The organism is Paenibacillus kribbensis (assembly GCF_002240415.1).
Taxonomy (GTDB): Bacteria; Bacillota; Bacilli; order Paenibacillales; family Paenibacillaceae; genus Paenibacillus; species Paenibacillus kribbensis.
On sequence record NZ_CP020028.1, the window covers coordinates 1,474,964 to 1,500,231 of the forward strand.

Below are 25,268 nucleotides of genomic sequence, written 5' to 3' on the forward strand. Positions count from 1 at the left end.
ATGGCAATTTTGGTCACAGGTGGAGCGGGATATATTGGTTCACATACGGTAGCAGAGCTGTTGGATCGAGGGGAAGAAGTGGTTGTGCTGGACAATTTGCAGACCGGGCACAAGGCAGCGCTGCTTGGGGGAAAGCTGTATGAAGGGGATTTGAGAGATAAAGAGCTGCTGTCCAAACTGTTTTCCGAAAATAGCATCGACGCGGTTATCCATTTTGCAGCCAACTCGCTGGTTGGGGAAAGTATGCAGAATCCTGGAAAATATTATGACAACAATGTGTTTGGCACGTTGAGCCTGCTGGAGGCTATGAAGGATGCTGGCGTGCGCCGAATCGTGTTTTCTTCTACTGCGGCAACCTATGGCGAACCGGAAAAAGTGCCGATTGAAGAGGGCGACCGTACAGAGCCGACGAACGTGTATGGCGAAACGAAGCTGATGATGGAGCGCATGATGTCCTGGTTTGATAAAGTATTGGGCATTAAATATGTGTCCTTGCGGTATTTTAACGCGGCTGGCGCACATGAGAGCGGCAAGATCGGTGAAGACCACCGTCCAGAGAGCCATCTGATCCCATTGGTACTCCAAACAGCACTGAAACAGCGTCCGCACATTTCCGTGTTTGGTGATGATTATGCGACACCTGACGGGACGTGTATCCGTGATTATATTCACGTCAGCGATCTGGCAGATGCTCATATGCGTGCAGTCAACTACTTGCGTGAAGGCAATGACAGCAATGTGTTCAATCTGGGCAATGGACAGGGCTTCTCAGTCAAGGAAGTTATTGAGACGGCCCGCAAGGTTACCGGGCTTGACATTCCGGTTGTTACAGAACCACGTCGTGCAGGTGATCCTGCGGTATTGGTTGCATCTTCTGACAAGGCTCGTTCTGTGCTTGGCTGGAGTCCGAAGCGGACCAGGCTGGAGGATATTATTAGCGGAGCATGGGGCTGGCACCAGTCGCATCCTCAGGGCTACGGCGACGAATAGACAGGAGACGATGACATATGAGTGAAAGTCAATTCGCAGCTAAGAGCCATGATGAAGAACAGAACCGGCACCTGGCTCATGACATCGACGAAACGGCGCAGCAAGCAGCTTTATACGCGGTGGAGCAATTGGTTGCATTCGCGCAAAAACGGGGCTTGATCAGTCCGCAAGATATAGATTACAGCCGTAATTTGCTGCTGGAGCAATTCGGGTTTTCCGAGCCTTATTCAGGTGGGGAGGCAGGGGGCATTACTGCCCCCGAAGTTCTCCAGCCTGTGCTCAATATATTGATTGATTATGGCTTTGCCACAGGACTTATTCCCGAAAACACAGATACGTATCGTGATTTGCTCGACTCCAAAATCATGGGCTTGCTGATGGCAAGACCTTCCGAGGTCGTCCGTGACTTTCAGCAAATGCAAGCTGAACGTGGCATAGAGGCGGCGACAGATGCTTTTTATCAGCTATGTATCGACTCGAACTACATTCGAATGGATCGGGTTTCCAGCAATGTGTACTGGAATCAGCCGACAGCTTACGGGGATATGGAAATTACGATCAACCTGTCCAAGCCGGAAAAAAGTCCAAAGGAAATTGCGATGGCGAAGCTTCTTCCACCGCCCGTGTATCCTAAATGTCAATTATGCCGTGAAAACGTCGGATATGCCGGAAGAGTAAATCATCCGTCCCGTCAAAATTTGCGCATCATTCCGTTGGAACTAAACGGGGAGCCGTGGTTTTTTCAATACTCACCTTATGTGTACTACAACGAGCATTGCATCGTGTTCCATCATGATCATGTGCCAATGAAGCTGACAAAGGACACGCTGCGGCGGTTACTGGCCTTTACGAAAGCGTTTCCGCATTATTTTATTGGTTCCAATGCCGATCTGCCGATTGTCGGGGGATCGATCCTGACCCATGATCATTTTCAAGGGGGGCGCCATACATTCCCGATTGAAAAAGCAGGTGTGGACGGGGTGTATCATAATAAAACGTTTCCGCAGGTTACGGCAGGCATCGTGAACTGGCCGATGTCGGTGATCCGTTTTACGTCAGCGGATGCCGAGGAGCTGTTGGAGGCAGGAAATGCTGCTTTTGAAGCTTGGAAAGCTTACAACGATCCTGCAGCCGACGTCCTCTCTCATACAGAGCAGAAGGGGGAAACGGTTCCGCATAACACAGTGACGCCGATTGTGCGCCGGGATGCTGAAGGAAGGTTCCAGATGGATCTGGTGCTGCGCAACAACCGAACAAGTGATGAATACCCGGAAGGTATTTTTCATCCCCACCGTGAGATGCATCACATCAAAAAGGAAAATATCGGCCTGATCGAAGTGATGGGACTTGCCATATTACCGGGGCGGCTCAAGGAAGAGCTGGATGGAATTGCAGATATTTTGTGCGGGAACGATGAGCTGGCTGCTGCCATACAGGAGGAAGGACATCCACTGTTCAAGCATGCAGACTGGATTGATCAGTTAAACACGCGATTTGGTCGCTTGTCTGACAAGGAGACGGCTGTCCGTACCGTGCAAAATGAAGTTGGACTGAAATTCAGCGAAATTCTGGAGCATGCAGGAGTGTATAAACGGAATTCGTCCGGTCAGCAGGCCTTTGGCCGTTTTATGCAACAATTGGGATATACCCTGGGAGAATAAAATCAATTGCACGGCGCATAATACATTACGAGAACCCTCCCAAGATATGACATGGAACCATGCTCCTTTACAGAGTGTGGTTTTTTTTCTGAAAAGAATGCTGATTTGTTTCCTGTAACTGATAAGGTTATAATAGAGTAGTTTCTTAACATTAAACTTTAGAAAATATTGGAGGCGAGCGTTTGCGATGAAAGCATTTGAATTTTATAATCCGACACAATTGATCTTCGGTAAAGGGCAATTGGAAGCTCTCAAGCGTGAAGTTCCCAAATATGGTAAACGTGTATTGCTTGTATATGGCGGTGGCAGTATTAAGCGCAGCGGTTTGTACGATAATGTAATAAGTTTGCTTGGTGAAATTGGCGCAGAGGTAACGGAACTGGCAGGTGTAGAACCAAATCCTCGCTTGTCCACCGTACATAAAGGCGTGGAATTGTGTAAAACACATCAAATCGATCTTGTATTGGCTGTGGGTGGCGGTAGTGTGCTGGATTGTTCCAAAGCTATCGCTGTCGGCGCAAAATATGATGGCGACATGTGGGATTTTGCGGAGCGTAAAGCGGCTGCAAAGGCGGCATTGCCATTAGGTACAGTGCTGACGATGGCAGCAACCGGTTCCGAAATGAACGCAGGTTCTGTCATTACGAACGAAAAAACACAGGAGAAATTGGGATGGGGCAGCGTATATGCGTTCCCTGCGTTTTCCATTCTTGATCCGGTGAACACGTACTCTCTGCCGCGAGATCAAACCGTTTACGGAATTGTGGATATGATGTCACATACGCTGGAGCATTATTTCCATTTGGAATCCAATACTCCGGTTCAACTGGGCTGGTGTGAAACGCTTTTGCGTACGGTTATTGATGCTGCTCCGGGTCTGGTTGACAATCTGGAAAACTACGAGTTGCGCGAAACGATTATGTATTGTGGTACGATGGCGCTAAACGGCTTCCTGAACATGGGGCTGACAGGTGACTGGGCTACTCATAATATTGAGCATGCTGTGTCTGCTGTGTATGATATTCCACATGGCGGAGGATTGGCTATTCTGTTCCCGAACTGGATGAAGCATAATCTGCATGTGAAGCCTGAACGCTTCAAGCAACTGGCTGTGAATGTATTCCATGTGAACCCGGAAGGCAAGAGTGATGAAGAAGTAGCGTTGGAAGGTATTCAGGCCTTGCGTGATTTCTGGAACTCGATTGGTGCGCCGAGCCGTCTGGCAGATTACGATATTGATGCTTCCAAAATCGATGTTATGGCGGATAAAGCTGTGAAATTTGGAGCTTTCGGTGGCTTTAACAAGCTCAATCGCGAAGATGTAGTGGCAATTTACAACGCTTCCCTGTAACTCGGTTTCGGATCACTTTAAGCACGTTTGTACGTCATTTGACGTAGGGACGTGCTTTTTTTGGGTTTCATGTAAGGTATAGGAGGAAAATTTTGAAACTTTTTCAGGTTGAATACGTAAACATATTTATAGGCTGGAAACCAGACTGAAAAGGTGCATGGAAGGAGGAGTCGCATGGAAACCATATTTTGGTGGTTATTGGCAGGGGGCGCTATCTTTACGGTGGTCAGTGTACTGATCGGGGATGTACTCGGAAGCTGGCTGGATGGGGCGTTGGAGCTGCCGGGCCTTGATTGGTTCAGACCTGTCGTTTTGCTTGGAGCCATGACTGCTTTTGGCGGGGCTGGTGTACTATTGACGAAATATACAGGGCTAAGCACGGGCTGGGTCGTTGTGCTTGCTTTTTGTGTTGCATTTGTCATTGGAGTACTCGTGTTTTTTGCGTTTATCAAGCCGATGGCGAACTCGGAGGTATCCAGCGGCTTCTCTATGCGTGAGCTGACTGGCAGGATCGGTGAGGTCACCATTCCGGTACCGGAGGTTGGTTACGGGGAGGTTATGATCCGCTTTGGTGCAAGCAACACCATACATACGGCATCGAGCTTTGATCACAAGCCGCTGGCTGCGGGGACCCGTATTGTCGTGGTTGAGGTCGCAGAGGGCGTCGTCCACGTAGCATACCTGGACACATAGACGGCGCATTCGCTTAACTTGAAGGGAGCGTGAACGGGAGTGTCAAATTTGCAGGATGTTATACTGGTCCCGGGAATTGTTGTCATCGTTATTGTCATATTAGGGATCGCTTTTTGGGCCCGCTACAAAACGGTAGGACCGGATGAAGGGATGATCGTGACGGGTTCTTTTCTGGGAAGCAAAAATATTTCCGAGGATGAATCCGGTCGCAAAATTAAAATTGTGCGCGGTGGCGGGGCCTTTATCTGGCCTATTTTTCAGCAATCTGAATTTATTTCTCTTTTGTCCCACAAACTGGATGTAACCACACCGGAAGTATATACGGAGCAAGGGGTTCCGGTGATTGCTGACGGTGTAGCCATTATTAAGGTCGGCAGTGCCATTGAGGATGTAGCGACAGCAGCGGAACAATTTATCGGGAAGCCTTTGGAGGCTCTCAAGGGAGAGGCCCAGGAAGTGCTGGAAGGGCATTTGCGTGCAATTCTCGGCTCGATGACAGTGGAGGAAGTGTACCGTAATCGGGACCGATTCGCACAGGAAGTACAGGGCGTAGCTGCTCGCGATCTGAAAAAGATGGGGCTGCAAATTGTGTCATTCACCATCAAGGATGTACGTGACAAACATGGATATCTGGATGCGCTCGGTAAGCCGAGAATTGCTGCTGTAAAACGGGATGCAGAAATTGCAGAAGCCGAGGCTGTGCGGGATGCCCGAATTCAGAAGGCCCGTGCAGAACAGGAAGGCCAGAAGGCTGAGCTGCTGCGGGACACGAATATTGCCGAGGCAGCCAAGGAGAAGGAGCTGAAAGTGGCTGCGTTTAAGAAAGAGCAGGATACAGCCAAGGCCGACGCTGATCAGGCTTATCATATCCAGGAGGCTCGTGCCAAGCAAACTGCTGTTGAGGAGCAGATGAAGGTCGAACTGGTCCGCAAGGAGCGGGAGATTGATCTTCAAACCAAGGAAATTCAGGTTCGTGAAAAGCAATATGATGCGGAAGTGAAAAAGAAGGCGGAAGCCGATCGGTATGCCGTAGAGCAGGCTGCGGAAGCGGACAAATCGCGTAAAATGCGCGAGGCAGAATCGCTGCAATACTCGATTGAGACACAGGCTAAAGCATCAGCTGAGCAAAAACGCCTGAACGGGCAAGCCGAAGCGGATGCGGAACGCGCAAAGGGGACGGCGGACGCAGACGTCATCCGTTTGCGTGGTTTGGCAGAAGCGGAGGCCAAGGAGAAACTGGCGGAGGCGTTCCAGAAATTTGGAGAGGCAGCCGTGCTCGATATTATCGTGAAAATGCTGCCTGATCTGGCTGGCCGTATTGCTGAACCGATAGCGTCCATTGATAAACTGACGGTGGTTGATACAGGCAAAGGAGAAGGAGCAGCACGTGTCAGCAATTATGTCACAGAGTTGATGTCCACGGCTCCAGAGATGCTTAAGAGTGTATCCGGTATCGATGTGGAGCAGTTAATTAAGGGACTGACCGCTGGGAAAAATGGACTTCATGCTGTACCATCTGCTGGAGAAGCTGATAAGCTGCATATCCATGCCCCGGTTGAGGTAGCTCCAACAGATCAAAAATAATCGCAATTCTTCGGGGAGCAGTTGCTCCTGAAGAGAAGCAAAAAGACCGCTTTTCATCACAGCTTTTCCCAGCAATTGTGATGAAAAGCGTTTTCTTTTTATTGACCTTTAGCGGAATATTTGTTACTTTAACGTGGATTCCTCTGAGCAGCATGCTATAATTCTTAGGATCAAGGTTCTGATAAAAAGAGGTGCGGATGTGAGCAGCCTACAAGTGGCGAAAGCGCTGAATAACAATGTGATTATAGGAATGCATCCCGAACATGATGAGGTTGTCGTGATTGGAAAAGGAATCGGTTTCAATCGCAAAGCCGGCGATCTTATAACGTTGGATTCAGTTGAAAAATTATTTATATTAAAAAGCCATGAAGAGCAGGAGCAATACAAGCGATTGCTGCCTGAGCTGGATGAAAAGCTCATTGAGGTCATCGGTGAGGTGCTTCATCTTGTTCAGCTTCAAGCGAAGAAGCCTTTGAATGAGCACATACTAATTGCTTTAACCGACCACATCGCTTTTTCCATCAAACGTCAGAAACAGGGGATTACGATTCATAATCCGTTTCTGTACGAAACCAGGGAAATCTATCCCCAGGAATACAAGATGGCTGAACAAGCTGTGACATTAATCAGGGAAAAGATGGACGTGGATTTGGGAGAAGATGAGATCGGATTTGTGGCCCTGCATATTTATAGTGCCATGACCAACCAGCATATTTCCGAGGTTAGGAAGGATTCACGTCTGATAGCAGATATGGTTCAGGTAGTCGAGAATACCCTCGATTATCGTATTCCTCTCCTGTCTCTCGATTATTCCCGTCTGCTGACTCATCTGAGATTTGCCATTGAGCGTGTGCGCCGGGGTGAAATTGTGCAGGAGATTTATCGTTTGGACAAGCTTTTGAATGAGGAGTATCCGGAAATGTACATGCTGGCCTGGAAGCTCACAAAAATTATGGAGAAAAGGCTCCGTAAGCCTGTGTATCCGGCTGAGGTCAGCTATTTGACGATGCATCTGCAGCGGTTGTCCCAACGCAAAGAGCAGGAAGAATAACCATGATAAAGCCGAGAAATAAAAAAGTATTGCCTCACTTTTAGCAGGATGCTATAATCAATTCTGTAATGAGCAAGACAACAATTGAACATTTAACGTGTTACTGATTCGATCAGGCATGAGTTGTTTTAAGTTATGATTGTTTACAGCCTACTGGGGTAAGCTATATCCCAAGGTTGTGTTCAAACATACTTAAATCGGCTCATGCCTTTTTTGTTGTTTTGCCTCTGTATTCTAAATTTTTTAGAGAAGGAAGTGGAACGTATGTTTAAAAAGCTTTTCGGCGTTTTACAGCGTGTCGGCAAAGCTTTGATGCTTCCTGTAGCTATTTTGCCAGCTGCGGGACTTTTATTGGGGATTGGTAACATGCTGGTCAACCCTGATTTTCTCCAGTACATTCCTGCATTAAATGCGGGCTGGGTACAATCAGTTGCGACGATCATGATGAATGCCGGTCAAATCGTTTTTGATAATCTGGCATTGTTGTTTGCAGTCGGCGTAGCCGTCGGTCTGGCAGGCGGTGAGGGTGTAGCAGGTTTGGCTGCGATCATCGGTTACCTTGTAATGAATATTACACTGGGAACAGCCGTTGGTGTCACACCAGGCCTGATTGCCCAAAAAATCCCTGGCTATGCCAATGTATTGGGGATTCCAACGCTGCAAACAGGGGTATTCGGCGGGATTATCATCGGTATTCTGGCCGCGTCTATGTACAACCGCTTTTTCAAAATTGAGTTGCCTTCATATCTGGGCTTTTTCGCAGGCAAGCGCTTTGTTCCGATTGCAACGGCATTATCCTCGTTGCTGGTTGGACTACTGTTGGTCATTGTATGGCCTCCGGTACAGCACGGACTGAACACCGTATCTCACTTCATGGTTGATTCTAATCCGACACTGGCCGCTTTCATTTTTGGGGTCATTGAACGTGCGCTTATTCCATTCGGTTTGCATCATATCTGGTATTCACCGTTTTGGTTTGAGTTCGGCGAATATGTTAACAAAGCAGGTCAAACGATTCATGGTGATCAGCAAATCTTCTTTAACCAGCTTCGCGACGGAGTAGCCCTGACAGCAAGTACGTTCCAAGTAGGTAAATTCCCGTTCATGATGTTCGGTCTGCCAGCTGCTGCGCTTGCGATGTACCATGAAGCAAGACCTGAGCACAAAAAATATGTAGCAGGTATTATGGGTTCCGCAGCTTTGACTTCGTTCCTGACAGGGATTACGGAGCCGCTGGAATTCTCCTTCCTGTTCGTTGCTCCACTGTTGTTCGCAGTTCACTGTATATTTGCGGGCTTGTCATTTATGACCATGCAAATTTTGAATGTTAAAATCGGCATGACGTTCTCGGGCGGATTTATTGACTTCTTGATTTTCGGGATTATTCCAACTCGTACGCCTTGGTGGTATGTCATCATCGTCGGTCTGATTTTGGCGGTAATTTACTACTTCGGATTCCGATTCATCATACGGAAGTTCAACCTGAAAACACCAGGCCGTGAAGAAGCTACAGACAATGTGGATGGCGTTGCAACCGGAAGTAGTGATGATCTGCCACACAACATTTTGGCCGCTTTCGGTGGTTCATCCAATATCAAGCATCTGGATGCTTGTATTACACGTCTTCGGATCGAGGTTAATGAGAAATCGAACGTTGACAAAGCCCGTTTGAAACAGCTTGGCGCATCGGGTGTTCTTGAAGTCGGCAATAACGTACAGGCGATTTTCGGTACACGTTCCGATACGATTAAAACTCAAATGGCTGATATCATGGCGGGACGTACGCCTGCACCTGCTCCTGCACAACCAGCTCCACAAGAGGAAAAGGAAGCCGGAGAACAAAAGCAAGCGATTATTGTGGAAGATATCGTAATGCCAGTTAATGGCGAACTGGTTGATATTTCGACCGTTCCCGATCCGGTATTTGCAGAGCGTATGACAGGTGACGGTTTTGCAGTCGTGCCAAATGATGGAACGATTGTATCCCCTGTTTATGGTAAAGTCTTCAATGTATTCCCAAGCAAGCATGCGATTGGCATTCAATCGGATGGCGGTAAAGAAGTGCTTGTTCATATCGGAGTGAACACAGTGAAGCTGAAAGGACAAGGATTTGACGTTTTGGTGAACGAAGGCGATCTTGTGTCAGCAGGTCAGCCAATCATGAAAATTGATCTGGAATACGTGAAAGCAAACGCTAAATCCATCATTTCACCTGTCATTTTTACTAACCTTCCAGAAGGTTCTTCGATAACTTTAAACAAAACAGGAGTATTGAAGGCTGGCGAAGATGGTATAATTACGATAAAATAAACTCTATGTGTTTCGGTTTAATGATTAGGCGGCTTAGTCCGTCTGATCATTGCCCGGTTTCACTGCACGTATTATACTGCGTGTAAACAAATATATTTTTAGAAAAGTGGGAGGAACAAATCTATGCAAACAACTTTCAGAATTACAGATGAAGATGGTATCCATGCACGTCCTGCAACTGCGCTGGTAAATACAGCTAACAAATTCAGCGGTGCTGAATCTTTTGCCGAAGCTAATGGTAAAAAAGTAACTTTGAAATCCATTCTGGGTGTATTGTCCCTGGGTCTGGAGCAAGGTGATATCATCAATATCATCTGTGAAGGTGCTGAAGCTGCTGAAGCTTTGAAAGCTCTTGAAAATGTAATCGTTAACGAAGGGCTGGGCGAAGTTCATGCTTAAGATCTCCGGGATTGCCGCTTCGGCAGGCATTGCTATTGCCCGGGCGTTTATTTTGGAGCATCCGAATTACGCTGTAGAGAGACGCGCGGTTGGTGATGTTGAAGCTGAAATCGCAAGATTGGATGCGGCTTTGGCAGAATCTCAAACTGAATTGGAAACGATTAAGGAGAAAACATTAAAGGAACTGGGCGAGAAAAAAGCAGAAATCTTTGCTTCTCACCTGTTGATCCTGAATGATCCGGAACTGATCGATCCAGTAAAAGCTAAAATCAAAGATGAGCAGCTTAATGCTGACTATGCTTTGGATGAAGTAGCTACACAGTTTATTTCCATGTTTGAAAACATGAAAAGTGCATATTTGCAAGAACGCGCGTCTGACATGCGTGATGTAACCAAACGGGTGCTCAATCATCTGCTTGGTGTTCATTTTGTCAGCCCTGCAGAAATTGCCGAAGAAACGATTGTACTTGCAGAAGATTTGACACCTTCCGACACAGCTCAGCTGAATCGTGAATTTGTTAAAGGCTTTGCAACGAATATCGGTGGACGTACTTCGCACTCGGCTATCATGGCTCGCTCACTTGAAATTCCTGCGGTTGTAGGAACCAAAAATATATTGTCCCAAGCTAAAAGCGGGGATTTGATTATCGTTGATGGTCTGGATGGACACGTATTCGTGAATCCTTCTGAAGAGATCATTGCAGAATACCGTGCTAAACAAGTGGCATACGACAAGCAGCGCGAAGAGTGGCGAAAGCTGCGCGGCGAAGCTACAGTTTCTGTCGATGGTGTCCATGTCGAATTGGCAGCCAATATCGGTACGCCTAACGACGTAGCCGGTGTTCTGGATAACGGTGGTGAAGGCGTCGGCTTGTATCGTACAGAATTCTTGTATATGGGACGCGATAAGCTTCCATCTGAAGAAGTACAATACACAGCATACAAAACCGTTCTGGAAAAAATGGAAGGCAAACCGGTTGTAGTCCGCACGTTGGACATCGGTGGCGACAAAGAACTTCCTTATCTGGATCTGCCAAAAGAAATGAATCCGTTCCTCGGATTCCGTGCAATTCGTCTGTGTCTGGATCGTCAGGATATTTTCCGTACTCAATTGCGTGCTTTGTTGCGGGCAAGTGTACACGGTAACCTGCGCATCATGTTCCCGATGATTGCTACGCTGAACGAATTCCGTGAAGCAAAAGCTGTTTTGCTGGAGGAAAAGGAAAAGCTGGTGGCCGAAGGTGTAGCCGTATCTGAAGAAATTCAGCTGGGCATCATGGTAGAAATTCCTTCTACAGCGGTATTGGCTGACCAATTCGCCAAAGAAGTTGATTTCTTCAGTATCGGTACGAATGACCTGATCCAATACACAATGGCTGCAGACCGTATGAACGAACGCGTGTCTTACTTGTATCAACCATACAATCCATCCATTCTGCGTTTGGTGAAAATGGTTATCGATGCGGCTCATCGTGAAGGACGTTGGGCTGGTATGTGTGGCGAAATGGCAGGGGATGCGACAGCAATTCCGTTGCTGCTGGGACTGGGACTCGATGAGTTCAGCATGAGCGCAACTTCCATTCTGCCAGCACGCAGTCTAATCTCCAAATTGTCTCGTGCGGATATGGAAAAACTGGCTGCCAAAGCTTTGGACATGCAAACAGCCGAACAGGTTGTTGAATTGGTTCAAAGTATTGAAGGCTAAGGGTATCACATTTTTAAGGGTTATATCTTTTTCCAACAAAAAATTGCTGTGTACATACAGCAGCCGGTATCTCAACAGATACCGGCCTTTTTGCATGCTTCTTTTTTGCATGTATTTGATTAAATTTACTTTTAGCTGCACGAGCAGTTCAATACAGGCTTGCGGGCGGCAGTGGTTTCGTCCAAGCGTGTGACTGGCGTGGTATAGGGTGCATTCATCACCAGTTCGGGATTCTCCTCCGCTTCTCGCGAAATCTGAATCATGGTGTCGATAAAACCATCAAGCGTTTCCTTGCTTTCTGTTTCCGTCGGCTCAATCATGATACATTCCTCTACATTCAGTGGAAAATAAATCGTAGGTGGATGGTAGCCGAAATCGAGCAAGCGTTTGGCAACATCCAGCGTACGCACTCCAAATTTTTTCAAATTCCGTCCAGACATTACGAATTCGTGTTTGCAGTGGCCCGGGTAGGGAAGATCGAAATACGGAGCCAGCCGATGCATCATATAATTGGCATTCAGTACGGCGCATTCAGATACCCGCTTCAAGCCGTCAGGACCATAGCTGCGGATATAGGCATAAGCACGGACGAGAATGCCGAAATTACCGTAAAAGGCTTTGACCCGTCCGATGGAATCTCCCTGCTCCCGGTCCCAGCGATACGTACCCTGAGGATCACGCACAACCATCGGCTTTGGCAAATAGGGAATGAGCCGCTGCTTCACGCCGACAGGCCCTGCGCCGGGGCCACCTCCGCCATGCGGGGTACTCATCGTTTTGTGCAAGTTGAGATGCACAACATCGAAGCCCATATCCCCAGGGCGGGTAATGCCCATGATGGCGTTGGAATTCGCGCCGTCATAGTAGAGCAGGCCTCCGGCCTCATGCACAATCGCGGCAATGTCAGCGATTTGCTTCTCGAACAGGCCAAGCGTGTTCGGATTGGTCAGCATGAGCGCAGCGGTGTCGTTGCCTACGGCTTGACGCAGCGCGTCCAGATCCACCAGCCCCTGCGGGGTCGAGGGGAGGGTGACCGTTTCGAAGCCCGCGACGGTTGCACTGGCGGGGTTCGTTCCGTGCGAGGAATCCGGCACGAGCACTTTGTTACGACGCTCACCACGGGCTTCATGGTAGGAGCGGATCATCATCAGCCCGGTCCATTCGCCATGGGCGCCTGCTGCGGGCTGAAGGGTGACGGCATCCATGCCGGTTAACGCGGCCAGATCGTTTTGGAGCGTATACAGCAGCTCCATGGCCCCCTGGATGCTATCCTCAGGCTGATATGGATGAATTTTAGCGAAGCCTGCATAACGGGCGACATCCTCGTTTACCTTCGGATTATATTTCATCGTACAGGAGCCGAGCGGATAAAATCCGTTGTCTACGCCAAAATTGCGCCGGGACAAGGCGGTATAATGGCGAATAACGTCTACTTCGTATACCTCCGGTAATGCCGCAGGCTCACTGCGCAGCGCATAATCCGGCAAAAGCTCTGCCACCGGGCGCTGGGGAACATCGCATTCGGGAAGGGAATAGGCGATACGACCCGAACGGCTCAATTCAAAAATGAGTGATTGATCATGTTCCTTTAACAGCTCCTGCTTCTGATCCTGTCCGGCCTGCGTCATAGCAATCCCCCCAAGGTGTGTACAAATTGGTCGATCTCTTCTTTTGTTCTTTGCTCGGTTACGGCAATCAGCATGTGACCTGCAAGCTCCTCGTAGTCCCGGCCCAACTCATAGCCACCGATAAATCCCGCATCAAGCAATCCGGCCTGGAGCTTGGCCATATCCGTACCCTCAGGCAGTTTAAGGGCAAACTCGTTAAAGGTCGGCGCGTTAAAGGAAGCAGTTACGCCCTTTAAGCTTAGCAATTGCTCCAATGCATAGCGGCTTTTATGCAAATTCAGCTCGGCGACTTCCCGCATGCCCTGTCTCCCCATAACGGACAAATACACAGATGCAGATAAAGCAAGCAATGCTTGATTGGAGCAAATGTTGGACGTGGCTTTTTCACGGCGGATATGCTGTTCCCGTGCCTGCAAGGTCAGCACGAAGCCGCGTTTGCCGTTGCGGTCTGTCGTTTGGCCCACAATACGCCCGGGGATGCGGCGCATATGCGCCTGAGAAACGGCAAAGTAACCGCAGGTCGGACCGCCAAGGGAGGGAGAGATGCCAAGCGGCTGTGCGTCTCCGACGACAATATCCGCACCCTGCTTGCCGGGCGTCTCCAGCAAGCCCAGCGCCAGCGGGTTGGCGCTGACAACCATAAGCCCTTGGTGCGCATGGATCAGATCAGCCATCGGCTTCAAATGTTCCACGGCTCCGAAAAAGTTGGGACTTTGAACCAAAACAGCCGCCGTCTGTTCCGATACGGCCGCTGCCAATGCCTCTACATCCGTTACACCGTCCGAATAGCCAATCTCCACGATGTCCAAGCCTAGCCCGCGTGCATAGGCAGCCAATACCTGACGTGCCTCCGGGTGGACGGTTCGTGATACGATAAGCTGTTTACGGCGGGTGGCAGAGGCGGCCAGTGAGCCTGCCTCTGCCAGCGCAGTCGCTCCATCATACATGCTGGCATTGGCTACAGCCATGCCTGTTAATTCGCAAATATACGATTGAAATTCGAATATGGCTTGCAGCTCGCCCTGGCTTACCTCTGGCTGATAGGGAGTGTAGGCAGTGTAAAATTCCGAGCGCGAAGTGATGTGCTGAATGACGGACGGAATATGATGATCATAAATCCCTGCACCAAGAAAGCTGACATGTGTGTCTGTGTTGGCATTATGCCCTGCCAGCTCGGCCAGATGGCGGGTTAAGGCTCTTTCGTCCAGTCGAGAGGACATGGGCAGCTCGCCCTGATATCGGATTTCTGCTGGAATATCACTAAATAAATCGTCAATGGACGATACGCCGACCACACGCAGCATTTCGGTTTGGTCCTGTTCGGTCATGGGCAGATAGCGATGCTGCTTCATAGGTTCTGGCTCCTTTCAAAAAGCAAAATGTAAAGTCGTAAATTGGCTAATACATAATCGTGAACTGGAAAATCCAGAAGTCCATATCTCCTTGTTCGCTTTATAGAAATGAAAAGAGTCTAGGATCAGTGTGAACGTTTATAAAAAGGCGCTGCTACCACCTCGGCGCGCAGGCGTTTGCCACGGATCTCGACCTCCAGCGGTGTGGATAGCGTGCTAAAACGGCTGTCCACCAGGGCCAGACCCAGATTGCGCTTTAAGGTTGGCGACTGGGTTCCCGTTGTAACCTCACCGATTTGCTGTCCTTCCGCGAATACCGGGTAATGGGCGCGCGGGATACCGCGATCCAGCAATTCCAGTCCGATCAGCTTGCGGGGAATACCTTGCTCCTTCTGACGCTGCAGCGCTTCTCTGCCGATAAAATCTCCCTTGCCCAGCTTAACGAAAAAGCCCAAGCCAGCCTCAAGCGGTGAAATCGTGGCAGATAGCTCTTGTCCGTACAAGGGCAGCCGTGCCTCAAAGCGCAGCGTATCCCGGGCACCAAGCCCGGCGGGAATCAGACCATACGACTCACCTGCGCGAAGCAATCCTTCCCATACAGCGGCTGCTTCCGCTGCAGGTATATACATTTCAAAACCATCTTCACCTGTATATCCGGTGCGGGAGACGAGTGCTTTCACTCCGAACAGCTGCACGTTCTCACGGAATCGGAAGGAGGCCAGATTGGTTATATCCGTATCTGTCACGGCTGCCATAATACGCGCTGCTTCCGGGCCTTGCAACGCCAGCAATGCTATGGCATCCGACACATTTTCGAGATGAACGGATGCAGGCGCGTGGCGCATAAGCCAATCCCAATCCTTGTCGATGTTGGAGGCATTGACAACCAGCATGTAGCGCTCCGGTCCTTTGCAGTACACAAGCAGGTCATCCACCACACCACCATCGGGGTAACACAAGAGCGAGTACTGGGCCTGACCCGGTTCCAACTGGCTGACATCGTTCGTCGTTACTTGTTGCAGAAAAGCTTGGGCTTCTTTGCCTTCAACCAAAAACTCGCCCATATGCGATACATCGAATAATCCCGCATGTTGGCGGACGGCCTCATGCTCCTTTTGAATGCCGCTAAACTGCACAGGGAGCTCCCAACCTCCAAAGTCAATGCAACGGACTCCGGGCAGCGTCCCGTAAGAAGAATACAGCGGTGTTCTTCGCAAGTTAGTCATTTTTCCACTCCTATCCGGTGTGATCGGCTAAACAAAAAAGACAGGCTGAAAAAAACGTATAGACGGCGGTCCATACTCTTTTTTCAGCTCTGTCCTTGATACCTGAAAGTTACCCCGGTGTGCACCAGGTTTCCTCTTGGGTGATCCGCTCCATGGCGAATGCTCTCCAGAGATGCGTCCGGCAGAGGTCCTTTTGCCTGAGAGATTCACCTGCCGTGCAGGTTTACTCCTTCGGCGCTACCTTCGGGAATATTGTATGTTACCGATGGATACAGATAACAACATAATCCGATTCGCATGTACCTCTGTCTCACAAGCAGTAACAGCTATGCGAATCCTGGCAGTCTCTCCCTCCGCGTTCATCCGCGTTTGCAGTTGTCGGGGTATTTCCACAAGCATTGGCTATAACCCATTAATACGCAAATTCATTCAAAATGTCAATAAAAATGTCATGAAAATCAATCTAAAAAACATTTAATACATAAATAAGGATATGTAAGCGTTTGTTGTACCTTGTCGTATTTTGGTTTACAACGCTTTTTACAGTGATATGAAGTATTTTTGTTAGTATTATTGACATAGGTATTCTTGTTGTCATAATCTTAACCTGTCTAGTATAGGTGAGCAGAAGCAATTACATTCCCTTGGAAGTGAGGCGGAAGCAGGATGAGCGAAGTGAAACAGCAGCTTTGGTATACGGAGGAGCATGAATGGGTTGAGCGTATAGAGGATGGAAAGGTTCGAATCGGTATTACAGATTTTGCACAGCACCAACTGGGTGACATTGTTTTTGTGGAGTTGCCTGAGGAGGGAGCAGCAATTGAACAAGGAGCGGAGGTTGGTACCATTGAATCGGTGAAGACGGTATCCGATTTGTTTTCTCCGGTGACGGGAACCGTATTAAGGGTGAATGAAACGTTGGAAACTACGCCTGAGCTGGTTAACGAGTCTCCCTATGAAAAAGGCTGGATGATCGAGGTCGAGATCAGCAACGATGTGGAGGAAGCTCTGGGCAAGCTATTGTCTGCGGATGAGTACGAGAGATTGACTGCCGAAGGGTAATAATAAAGTCATATCGTGTCGAAAATTGAATAAGAGTGTCGTTTATTCGCTTGTGCTTGTATAAAATGGGGCTGTCCCAAAAGAGTTCTTTTCGGATAGGAATAAGCCAAAAATGACCTCATATTCCACGGTGAAGTGTCAAGTGGAGGATGAGGTCATTTTATATCAAATATTTTTCGTTTTGTTCATGCCGGTATCCGGCGTTTAAACTCTAGTCTGCGGATTGGCCATTTTAGCGCATATAGCCGCCCTTGCCGTCTGATCGGGCATAACCGTCTCTGAAGTTTTTCACAGAGGCCTCCAAACTTTCATAGCCTGCAAAGGAACCGCCACTTATGGTATATCCCATATCATCGAAGAAATCGCCGTAAGTAACGGCCTGTCCGGTGGCTCCTCCATGTTCTCGCTTGCTGACCCCGCCGTGACCAATCGAAAGCCCCTTAACTACGGCATGACCGCTCACAGTATAATATCCCTTCACTAAAGCGCTTTCGACCACCTGTCCATATTCCGAAACTTCTGCTTGTTCAGTAACAACGGCTTGATCCCCTACATGACCATGACCTGTTATTTTTGCAGAACCGTCCGCAATCGCATACCCGCTTAGGGTAGCGGATTCGCCGATCTGGGCGCTTCCACGCACCAGCGCATAGTCTGTAATCTTGGCTGAGCCGCTTACTCTTGCGGCACCGCGCACCACAGCAGAATCTTCAATGCGGACATTCCCGGTCACGGTTGCACTGTCAAGAACCTTGGCATTCTTAGCCACATAGACACTATCATCGACCCGAGCGCTGTCGGCTACGAAACCTCCGCCATTTCTGTGTACGTGCCCCCTGATGCCGGTACTTTCTTCAACCTTACGCATTTGCGGTTCAGCATTTTCCAAGGTGACTTGATAAGGATATTGCGGTTTGGATTCAAACGGAATATTTTTTTCGGAGAACTTTCTTTGCCAGCTTCCAATACCTATTTTAGTTTTTTGCATGCTTTCCAACGTAGGGGTTGCCGCCACGCTCAAATAAGCTTTTTCCCCGTTAAAGACTTCTTCCTGAACGGATTCCCCGTTACCGAAAGAACGGCTATACCGGCTTTTTCCATTCTTATTTTCAACGATAAGATATGCTTGCCAGCCAGCACCGTTTGCTTTAGCCAAGCCATCCAATTTGACTCGTACTGTGGTGGAGGAAGCGTTTGCAGGAATCTTTGCATCAAGCGGGATGATGTTGTAGCCGGTAGCCTGAGGGGCACGCTCAGAAGGAATGGTATAGACATTCTCACTTCCATCCACTTTAAGCATCATCGTATAATACTGCTGCCAATAAAGTTCTCCGTACCTGAGCATGTTCTCGACATTGCGCTTGTAGAGCTTCTGATTACTGAAATCAAAAGTAGCCATTCTGCTGGCAAAACGGCCAATCATCTCCTGCACCTTTACTTGAGGATTAATTCTTTGGATCACCTCATAGATGGACTCCGTTGGGTTTTCCGGTTTCCCGGATTGCAGCAGCTTTGCGACAAAACCCGATCCGTAACCAGGTAAGCCATCCGGATTTTCCTCAAGGTATTTCAGGAGCGGCCAGGCTTCGTAATATGCCCGCCCATTTACGGCGGTCAACGTGCTTGCGCGTAAATATAGAGCGGAAAAGTCGGTTGCTCCCTCCGTACCTGACTGTTGTTTATAAGCGTCACTGGACGTGTATTCCTCGCGGAACCAGTTGCCCACCGCTTCGCTCCAAGGGCCAAGGTAATCATTTCCTCTCCAGCTGTTGCTTCCTTGGGCAAATTGTACTACATGTCCAAATTCATGAGGGACTGGCAAACCTGGCTGCACTCTGGGACTCATGGCATCCGGAGCGCACATCAAGTATGGATACCCCTCTGAGTCAAGCCCGGCAAAAGCCCATCCCCCCTCGTAGAGATGAAGCCCGGTTCCCAGAATGACCACGTTGACCTTGTAATCTTTATTATCGCGTATCCACTCATGAGTCGAACGGGTAGGCGGTGTCATTTTAAGCTTATTTATGAATAAATCCCAGTTATCCTCCAAAATCTTTGCATTTCCCTCCAGGAAAGCCTTGGTTACTTTTTTAGATTCCCCGCCGTTGCCCCATAGGAACTGAAAATGCTCCGATTCGTATACATTGGCATTTGCTTTGGAAATCACTTCCGCATCATTATGAACACCGCGTACAGAGTAGGCTGCTTGTACCGCGTAGGCTGTTTCTACCGCGTAGGTTGCTTCTACCACATTTCGGCTCTCGCTAAGTGAATCGGCAACCATTTCTACTTCCGGCTCACTTTGAGCCGATACGCTCTGCGTATGCAGAGACAGCCCCCCGGTAAATGCCAGTGTCATGGCCAAGGCACTCACTCCTGCTGCCAGCGCACGCTCTTTTCTTGTTTTTCTTGTCACATGTTTCTTCTTCATTTTTTTCTCCTTTCTGTGTAACCCTCATTTTGTTTTGCAAATCCTTTTTCTGTTCATGGTCTTTATAAGCCATGCTCTTTGAGCGTTGTCAATGCACCCCCTTTCTCTTCATTTCAGGAAAAAAGAGTTCTCCTATTATTTTTATCGGTTGACAAAATGAAAAGTGAATACATTAATGTATGAATATACAATTTTATGGTTTGTATTTCCAAGCAGAAAAAAGAAGAAATTTCAATAGGGAGACTATAGAAATGGGACAATCAGATAAGCCCCATTTTTTGTTGTTTTTTGGGCAGGCGTAATTACGTGTGTTTTCTTCTATTAAGAGGCTTGTCTCCTTGTAAGAGTAGTACAAATGACGGTATGGATTTCCGGCTAATTTTTATGGTTACAGGCCATATTAAGAAGAATTATGTAGGGTATAATACCTTATTGTTAATTTAAATTTAAATGTTGTCATCAACGTTCATGACGAAAGTACGTTTTCATTTCGTTGATGAAGATAACGCTGTCATTTAGTATGAATCTTGAGAAAAGGTAGTGTTGCTATTACCAACAAGGAGGATATGAATATGAGCACAGTGGACGCAAAGTCCAATTCAAATGGAGGCGCTCGCGTCGCCGTACAGCGTTTTGGCCGTTTTCTCAGCGGTATGGTTATGCCCAATATGGGAGCTTTTATCGCGTGGGGGTTGATTACGGCACTTTTCATTCCGACCGGATGGTTCCCGAACGAGGGTTTTGCCCAACTGGTTGATCCGATGAAAAATTATTTGCTGCCGCTGCTGATTGGTTACACAGGTGGCACGATGATTCACGGACAGCGCGGAGGTGTGATCGGGGCCATTATGACGATGGGTGTCATTGTGGGAGCAGATATCCCGATGTTTCTGGGCGCGATGGTAGCAGGTCCGCTCGCTGCATGGGTATTGAAGAAGTTCGACAAGGCTATTGAAGGCAAAGTCAAATCAGGTTTTGAAATGCTGGTCAATAATTTCTCGGCCGGGATTATCGGTGCCATTCTAGCACTGCTTGCCCATGTGGCAATTGGCCCGTTTGTACAAATTATCAGTCAAGTGTTGTCAGCAGGGGTACAGTTCCTCGTGAACGCAGGGCTTTTGCCGCTCGTCAACCTCATTATTGAGCCCGGAAAAGTATTATTTCTAAACAACGCACTGAATCACGGAGTATTGAGTCCAATTGCGCTGGAGGAAGCTGCAAGAACAGGCAAATCCGTTTTGTTCATGCTTGAATCCAACCCTGGGCCGGGGCTTGGTATTTTGCTGGCATACTGTCTGTTCGGTAAAGGATCTGCGAAGTCGTCGGCTCCTGGTGCAGTAATCATTCATTTTTTCGGCGGGATTCATGAAATTTATTTCCCTTACATTTTGATGAAGCCGATTCTGATTCTTGCTGCTATAGCGGGGGGCGTTGTAGGAACCTTCTGCTTCATGTTGACAGGTGCCGGACTGGTTGCTGCTCCTTCACCGGGCAGTATCATCGCTTATTTCCTGATGACACCAAAAGGCGGATATTTGCCAATGCTGAGCGGTGTGATAGCTGGGGCGGTCGTATCCTTTGCTGTTGCTGCAGTACTACTCAAGACAGGTAAGCAAAAAGAAGAAGGGCTGGAGGAAGCTGCATCCCGCATGAAAGATATGAAAAATCAAAGCAAGGGTGCAAGCGCTAACGCCACTGTAATGGAAGATAACCGCGAATCTGATCGTGCTGCCGAGATTGCCGCAGATCGAACGCTGAAGGACAAATCAGAAGTTAACAAGATCGTCTTTTCCTGTGATGCAGGTATGGGTTCAAGCGCTATGGGCGCCTCGATTTTACGCAAAAAAATGAAGCAGGCGGGTGTGGACGTTACGGTAACGAACACGGCAATCAGTGAAATTCCACAGGACGCGGATATTGTTATTACGCAAAAAACGTTGACAGAACGGGCTAAAACGGTAGCTCCGAATGCCGAGCACATTTCCATTGACAATTTCCTGAAAAGCCCTGAGTACGAAGCGCTGGTGGAACGTCTGAAATCCGATTCTTAATTCCCGTAAAGTCAGGTCGTCTGTGTACAGTTTGTATTTCCTGCTGAAGGGATGAGAGCTTGGGAAGGAACGGTATGCGCTTATGAATATTACGAAACGACAATCTGACATCGTGGAATATCTTTTGGAGCAGTCCCAAGAGGTTACGGCCGGGGAAATTGCCGAGAAGATCAATGTCAGCACAAGGACAGTTCACCGTGAACTCGGCGCAGTCGAGCATTGGCTGGCGGCTCATGAGGTAAAGCTGGAGAAAAAATCAGGGATCGGTATCTATGTGGATGCCGACCCGGCTCAGCTTGCAAGCCTGCGGGAGCAATTGATGCATACGAAGTCGGACGAATATTCGGCTGAGGAAAGAAAGATCGTGGTTCTTTGTATGCTGCTGGATACACAGGAGCCGATCAAACTGCTGGCGCTGGCTTCTGATTTGAAGGTCACGGTCACTACTGTCAGCCATGATCTGGACGAATTGCAAGGCTGGATCGGGGAACGGGGACTCGTGCTTGTGCGCAGACGCGGATATGGTGTCGAGATTACAGGCCGGGAGATGGACAAAAGACGGGCGATTTCCGAGCTGGTTCTCGAATATTTGGATGAATCAGATTTGTTTTCCAGTCGGGAGGAGCTTCGTCCTGTGACACGTGTCGCCGACAAATTGTTGGAGATGATTGGCAGAGAGAATCTGCTGACCGTGGAAAATACTCTCTGGCAGCCCCATGATCAATGGCTGGAAAACATGGTGGAAAGCAAATATATGGAGCTGCTGATTCAAATTTGTGTTTCGCTAGCACGTCTGCGACTCGGGTATGTTGTGGATCATCGTCTCTCGTATTCGAAAACAGATTCGGACGAGAATATCATGCTGCGCGCGGCGATGGTGGAACGCATATGCACGGAATTGTCAGAGGCGCTGGATATTGACTTTCCAGAGCCGGAACGATCTTATTTCAGGCTGTTGTTTCGTGATGCCGAGGATCATTCCACCCGGCTGCTGCCGCTGGATGATCTCGTACTGCTGGAGACCGTTCATGAGTTGATTTGCCGTGTGGAGGAAGAGACAGACACGCCATTGGCAGAGGATCGCGTTCTGCGTGAAGGGCTGATTGCCCATATGGCTCCGGTACTCAAACGTTTGAAGGAAGGCAAGTCGATCCGTAACCCCCTCCTTCAGCAAATCCGCAAGGATTACGGCAGCTTGTTCGACTCGGTGAAAAAGGCTGCCGCAGACATGACAGACATGGAAGTACCAGATGAAGAGATCGGATTTCTCGTCATGCATTTCGGCGCTTCGCTGGAACGGCTGCGACAATTCCGGCGGGAGGTACGGGCCATCGTTGTCTGCACAAGCGGCATTGGATCATCCAGACTTCTGGCAACAAGGCTCGCCAAGGAGCTTCCACAGATCAAAATTGTAGATAGGGCGTCTTGGTTCGAGGCGGCGCGAATTCCGAAGGAGGATTATGATCTGATCATTTCGACAGTGGAGCTGCCACTTGAACCGGATCGATATCTCAAGATCAGCCCGCTGCTGACGCAGGAGGAGAGTGACCGCCTGCGTAACTTTATCCAGCATATTACACTCAAGCATCCCAATGACCATCAGCAGGAACAGGCTGTTCAGCCCGGTCAGGACATGGAGTGGCTTACCGGGCTGCGGAAAAGTCTTGAGGAAATTGTACACATTGTACAGCAATTTCAAGTATATCCGCTTGAAAATCAGGGGATGGATATGCAGGCTACCGTACAGGCCATATGCATGCTGGAGGCGGGGCGGGGAAATGTCACAGAGCCTTCTGCCGTTGCTGCACAACTCATGGAAAGAGAACGCCAAGGTAGTCAGGTTATCCCTGATACCTCGATTGCTTTAGTTCATACGCGCAGCCACTATATTCGCCAGCCTTCACTTACCTTGTATAAGCTGACAGAGCCGCTGCTGACGGATACAGGCGAACAGGTAGAATGCGTGCTGCTGATGTTGGGACCTCGCGAGCTGCCGAGAGAAAGCCTGGAGGTATTGAGCGAGATTAGTGCATTACTTTTGCAGGAAGAGATGGTTACGCTACTGGAGCGCGGTAGCCGGGAGCATATTGCCAATTATATATCGAGTGAGCTGGCTGAATTTTTTCACAGTAAATTAGGAACAGGGAGGAAGCTACCGTGAGCATAATGACGATAGATAAAGTAAAAATGAACGCAACCGCCAAAGACAAATATGAGGCGATACGCATGGCTGGACAGATTCTGCTGGATGCGGGACATATTACAAGTGAGTACATTGACAAGATGCTTGAACGCGAGGAGATCGTGTCCACTTATATCGGGAATGGGTTGGCTATTCCACATGGCACAAAGGAATCCAAAGCGTTAATTCAATCGACAGGAATCTCGATCATTCAGTTCCCGCAAGGTGTAGATTTTGGAGAAGAGAAAGCATATATGGTGATCGGCATCGCAGCACAAGGCGGCGATCATATGGAGATTCTGACGGGGATCGCTATGGTATGTGCGGAGGAAGAAAACATGGACAAACTTCGTAACGCGGTGACCCCTCAGGAAATTATCGATTTGTTTGAAAGTGAGATGGAACTATGAGAGCCGTCCACTTTGGAGCAGGAAATATCGGTCGCGGCTTTATCGGATTGATTCTGTCGCGAGCAGGCTATGAGGTTGTATTTTCGGATGTCAACGATACCCTTGTATCCGAGTTGCGCCGTCGTAAACAATACACGGTAGAGTTAGCCAATGATACAAAGGACACGGAGACGGTCACGAATGTAACGGCGATTGACGGTAAGGATGCAGCGGCTGTAGCGGATGCGGTTGACCACGCCGACCTGGTAACGACTGCAGTAGGTGTCAGCATCCTCAAGCACATTGCAGCAGGCATCGCAGAGGGAATCAAGCGGCGGGTAGAACGAGGAGCAAGGCCGCTACATGTGATTGCCTGTGAAAATGCAATCGGGGGCAGCGCCCAACTGAAAGAGCATGTCTTTGCACTGCTGGATGAGGCGACCCGTGCCAAGGCAGAGGTTTCAGTGTATTTTCCCAATGCTGCTGTAGACCGGATTGTGCCGATCCAGCATCATGAGGACCCGTTGCATGTGCAGGTAGAACCCTTTTACGAGTGGGTTGTGGATCGTTCGCAAATGGCTCCTGACCATAAAGAGATCGAAGGCATCCTTTATGTGCAGGATTTGGAGCCTTACATTGAACGCAAGCTGTTCACGGTGAATACAGGGCATTGCGTGGCGGCTTATCTTGGTTATGTAGCAGGTTATGCTACGATTCAAGAGGCCATGAAGGACGGCAAGGTGGTGGATTCGATACAAGGAGCATTGGAGGAAACAGGGGCGGTGCTTGTAAAGCGCTTCGGTTTGGATCAAGGGGAGCATAAGAAGTATATCTCCAAAATTTTGGATCGCTTCCGCAATCCTAATCTGACAGACGAGGTTACTCGGGTCGGACGTTCACCATTGCGCAAGCTGTCTCCCAATGACCGTCTTGTACGTCCCGCGCTGCAAGCACAGGAGTATGGCATCCCGACGGATCATCTGGCGTTAGGAATGGCTGCTGCCTGTAAATTTGATATTGCGGAAGATCCCGAGGCGGCTGAGCTTCAGCAGGTCATCCGCAGCGAAGGACTGGGTGTGGCGCTGACACGTTATACATCCATACCTGCAGACCACCCGCTACACCGGCAGGTTTTGGAGCAATATGATATTATAAATTCATAAAACAACGAAATAACGCGTCATATTTTTGATAATCCTCTTG

18 protein-coding genes and 2 riboswitches are annotated in these 25,268 nt (G+C 48.7%); of the genes, 14 read left to right on the top strand and 4 right to left on the bottom strand.

From position 1 onward, the window contains the following. The 9 genes from galE to ptsP all read left to right on the top strand — a co-directional run bounded on the left by galE (position 1) and on the right by ptsP (position 11,744). Positions 1-990, top strand: coding sequence for a UDP-glucose 4-epimerase GalE (gene galE / locus B4V02_RS06635; RefSeq protein WP_094154189.1), 990 nt, complete (start codon positions 1-3; stop codon positions 988-990). A gap of 17 nt (positions 991-1,007) precedes the next feature. After that, the gene (locus B4V02_RS06640) at positions 1,008-2,651 is read left to right on the top strand and encodes a UDP-glucose--hexose-1-phosphate uridylyltransferase (RefSeq protein WP_094154190.1); all 1,644 of its coding nucleotides are present in this window, start codon (positions 1,008-1,010) and stop codon (positions 2,649-2,651) included. Between the two features lie 187 nt (positions 2,652-2,838). Then, a complete protein-coding gene (locus B4V02_RS06645; RefSeq protein ID WP_094154191.1) occupies positions 2,839-4,002 on the top strand; it encodes an iron-containing alcohol dehydrogenase in 1,164 nt (387 codons plus the stop codon). 174 nt (positions 4,003-4,176) lie between these two features. Beyond that, a complete protein-coding gene (locus B4V02_RS06650; RefSeq protein ID WP_094154192.1) occupies positions 4,177-4,695 on the top strand; it encodes an NfeD family membrane protein in 519 nt (172 codons plus the stop codon). 48 nt (positions 4,696-4,743) lie between these two features. Next, positions 4,744-6,279 (top strand): flotillin lipid rafts scaffold protein FloT, encoded by a 1,536-nt coding sequence (locus tag B4V02_RS06655; protein ID WP_094154193.1) that lies wholly within the window; start codon positions 4,744-4,746, stop codon positions 6,277-6,279. A 199-nt stretch (positions 6,280-6,478) separates the two neighbouring features. After that, on the top strand, positions 6,479-7,330 hold the full coding sequence (glcT, locus tag B4V02_RS06660) for a glucose PTS transporter transcription antiterminator GlcT (RefSeq protein WP_094154194.1): 852 nt from the start codon (positions 6,479-6,481) through the stop codon (positions 7,328-7,330). A gap of 264 nt (positions 7,331-7,594) precedes the next feature. Beyond that, positions 7,595-9,640, top strand: coding sequence for a glucose-specific PTS transporter subunit IIBC (ptsG, locus tag B4V02_RS06665; RefSeq protein WP_094154195.1), 2,046 nt, complete (start codon positions 7,595-7,597; stop codon positions 9,638-9,640). Positions 9,641-9,763: 123 nt separating this feature from the next. Further along, positions 9,764-10,039: an HPr family phosphocarrier protein gene (locus tag B4V02_RS06670; RefSeq protein ID WP_010347286.1), complete on the top strand. Its 276-nt coding sequence runs from the start codon at positions 9,764-9,766 to the stop codon at positions 10,037-10,039. Then, positions 10,032-11,744: a phosphoenolpyruvate--protein phosphotransferase gene (gene ptsP / locus B4V02_RS06675; RefSeq protein ID WP_094154196.1), complete on the top strand. Its 1,713-nt coding sequence runs from the start codon at positions 10,032-10,034 to the stop codon at positions 11,742-11,744. The genes B4V02_RS06670 and ptsP overlap by 8 nt, the downstream gene beginning before the upstream one ends. A gap of 131 nt (positions 11,745-11,875) precedes the next feature. Here ptsP and gcvPB read toward each other — a convergent pair whose 3' ends face one another. From gcvPB to gcvT, 3 genes are all read right to left on the bottom strand, one after another. Beyond that, positions 11,876-13,372, bottom strand: a complete 1,497-nt coding sequence (gene gcvPB / locus B4V02_RS06680) for an aminomethyl-transferring glycine dehydrogenase subunit GcvPB (protein ID WP_094154197.1) — start codon at positions 13,370-13,372, stop codon at positions 11,876-11,878. Next, positions 13,369-14,724 carry an aminomethyl-transferring glycine dehydrogenase subunit GcvPA gene (gcvPA, locus tag B4V02_RS06685; protein ID WP_094154198.1) on the bottom strand — a complete coding sequence of 452 codons (1,356 nt, stop codon included), beginning with the start codon at positions 14,722-14,724 and terminating at the stop codon, positions 13,369-13,371. Before gcvPA ends, gcvPB begins: the two co-directional genes overlap by 4 nt. Positions 14,725-14,849: 125 nt before the next feature. Then, positions 14,850-15,950, bottom strand: coding sequence for a glycine cleavage system aminomethyltransferase GcvT (gene gcvT, locus B4V02_RS06690; protein ID WP_094154199.1), 1,101 nt, complete (start codon positions 15,948-15,950; stop codon positions 14,850-14,852). Positions 15,951-16,029: 79 nt separating this feature from the next. Then, positions 16,030-16,125, bottom strand: a riboswitch (glycine riboswitch). Then, positions 16,126-16,313, bottom strand: a riboswitch (glycine riboswitch). A gap of 303 nt (positions 16,314-16,616) precedes the next feature. On the opposite strand from gcvT, the gene gcvH reads away from it, so the two are divergent. After that, positions 16,617-17,012 carry a glycine cleavage system protein GcvH gene (gcvH, locus tag B4V02_RS06695; protein WP_094154200.1) on the top strand — a complete coding sequence of 132 codons (396 nt, stop codon included), beginning with the start codon at positions 16,617-16,619 and terminating at the stop codon, positions 17,010-17,012. A gap of 232 nt (positions 17,013-17,244) precedes the next feature. On the opposite strand, the gene B4V02_RS06700 is transcribed toward gcvH, so the two are convergent. After that, complete coding sequence (locus B4V02_RS06700) at positions 17,245-19,443, bottom strand: DUF6055 domain-containing protein (protein ID WP_094154201.1); 2,199 nt, start codon at positions 19,441-19,443, stop codon at positions 17,245-17,247. A 572-nt stretch (positions 19,444-20,015) separates the two neighbouring features. Between B4V02_RS06700 and B4V02_RS06705 the strand changes: the two genes are divergently transcribed. The 4 genes from B4V02_RS06705 to B4V02_RS06720 all read left to right on the top strand — a co-directional run bounded on the left by B4V02_RS06705 (position 20,016) and on the right by B4V02_RS06720 (position 25,228). After that, positions 20,016-21,494 carry a PTS mannitol transporter subunit IIBC gene (locus tag B4V02_RS06705; RefSeq protein ID WP_094154202.1) on the top strand — a complete coding sequence of 493 codons (1,479 nt, stop codon included), beginning with the start codon at positions 20,016-20,018 and terminating at the stop codon, positions 21,492-21,494. Positions 21,495-21,576: 82 nt separating this feature from the next. Beyond that, positions 21,577-23,655: a BglG family transcription antiterminator gene (locus tag B4V02_RS06710; RefSeq protein ID WP_094154203.1), complete on the top strand. Its 2,079-nt coding sequence runs from the start codon at positions 21,577-21,579 to the stop codon at positions 23,653-23,655. Next, a complete protein-coding gene (locus tag B4V02_RS06715) occupies positions 23,652-24,086 on the top strand; it encodes a PTS mannitol transporter subunit IIA (RefSeq protein ID WP_007431587.1) in 435 nt (144 codons plus the stop codon). Before B4V02_RS06710 ends, B4V02_RS06715 begins: the two co-directional genes overlap by 4 nt. Continuing rightward, positions 24,083-25,228 (top strand): mannitol-1-phosphate 5-dehydrogenase, encoded by a 1,146-nt coding sequence (locus B4V02_RS06720; protein WP_094154204.1) that lies wholly within the window; start codon positions 24,083-24,085, stop codon positions 25,226-25,228. Before B4V02_RS06715 ends, B4V02_RS06720 begins: the two co-directional genes overlap by 4 nt. The last annotated feature ends 40 nt before the right edge of the window (positions 25,229-25,268 follow it).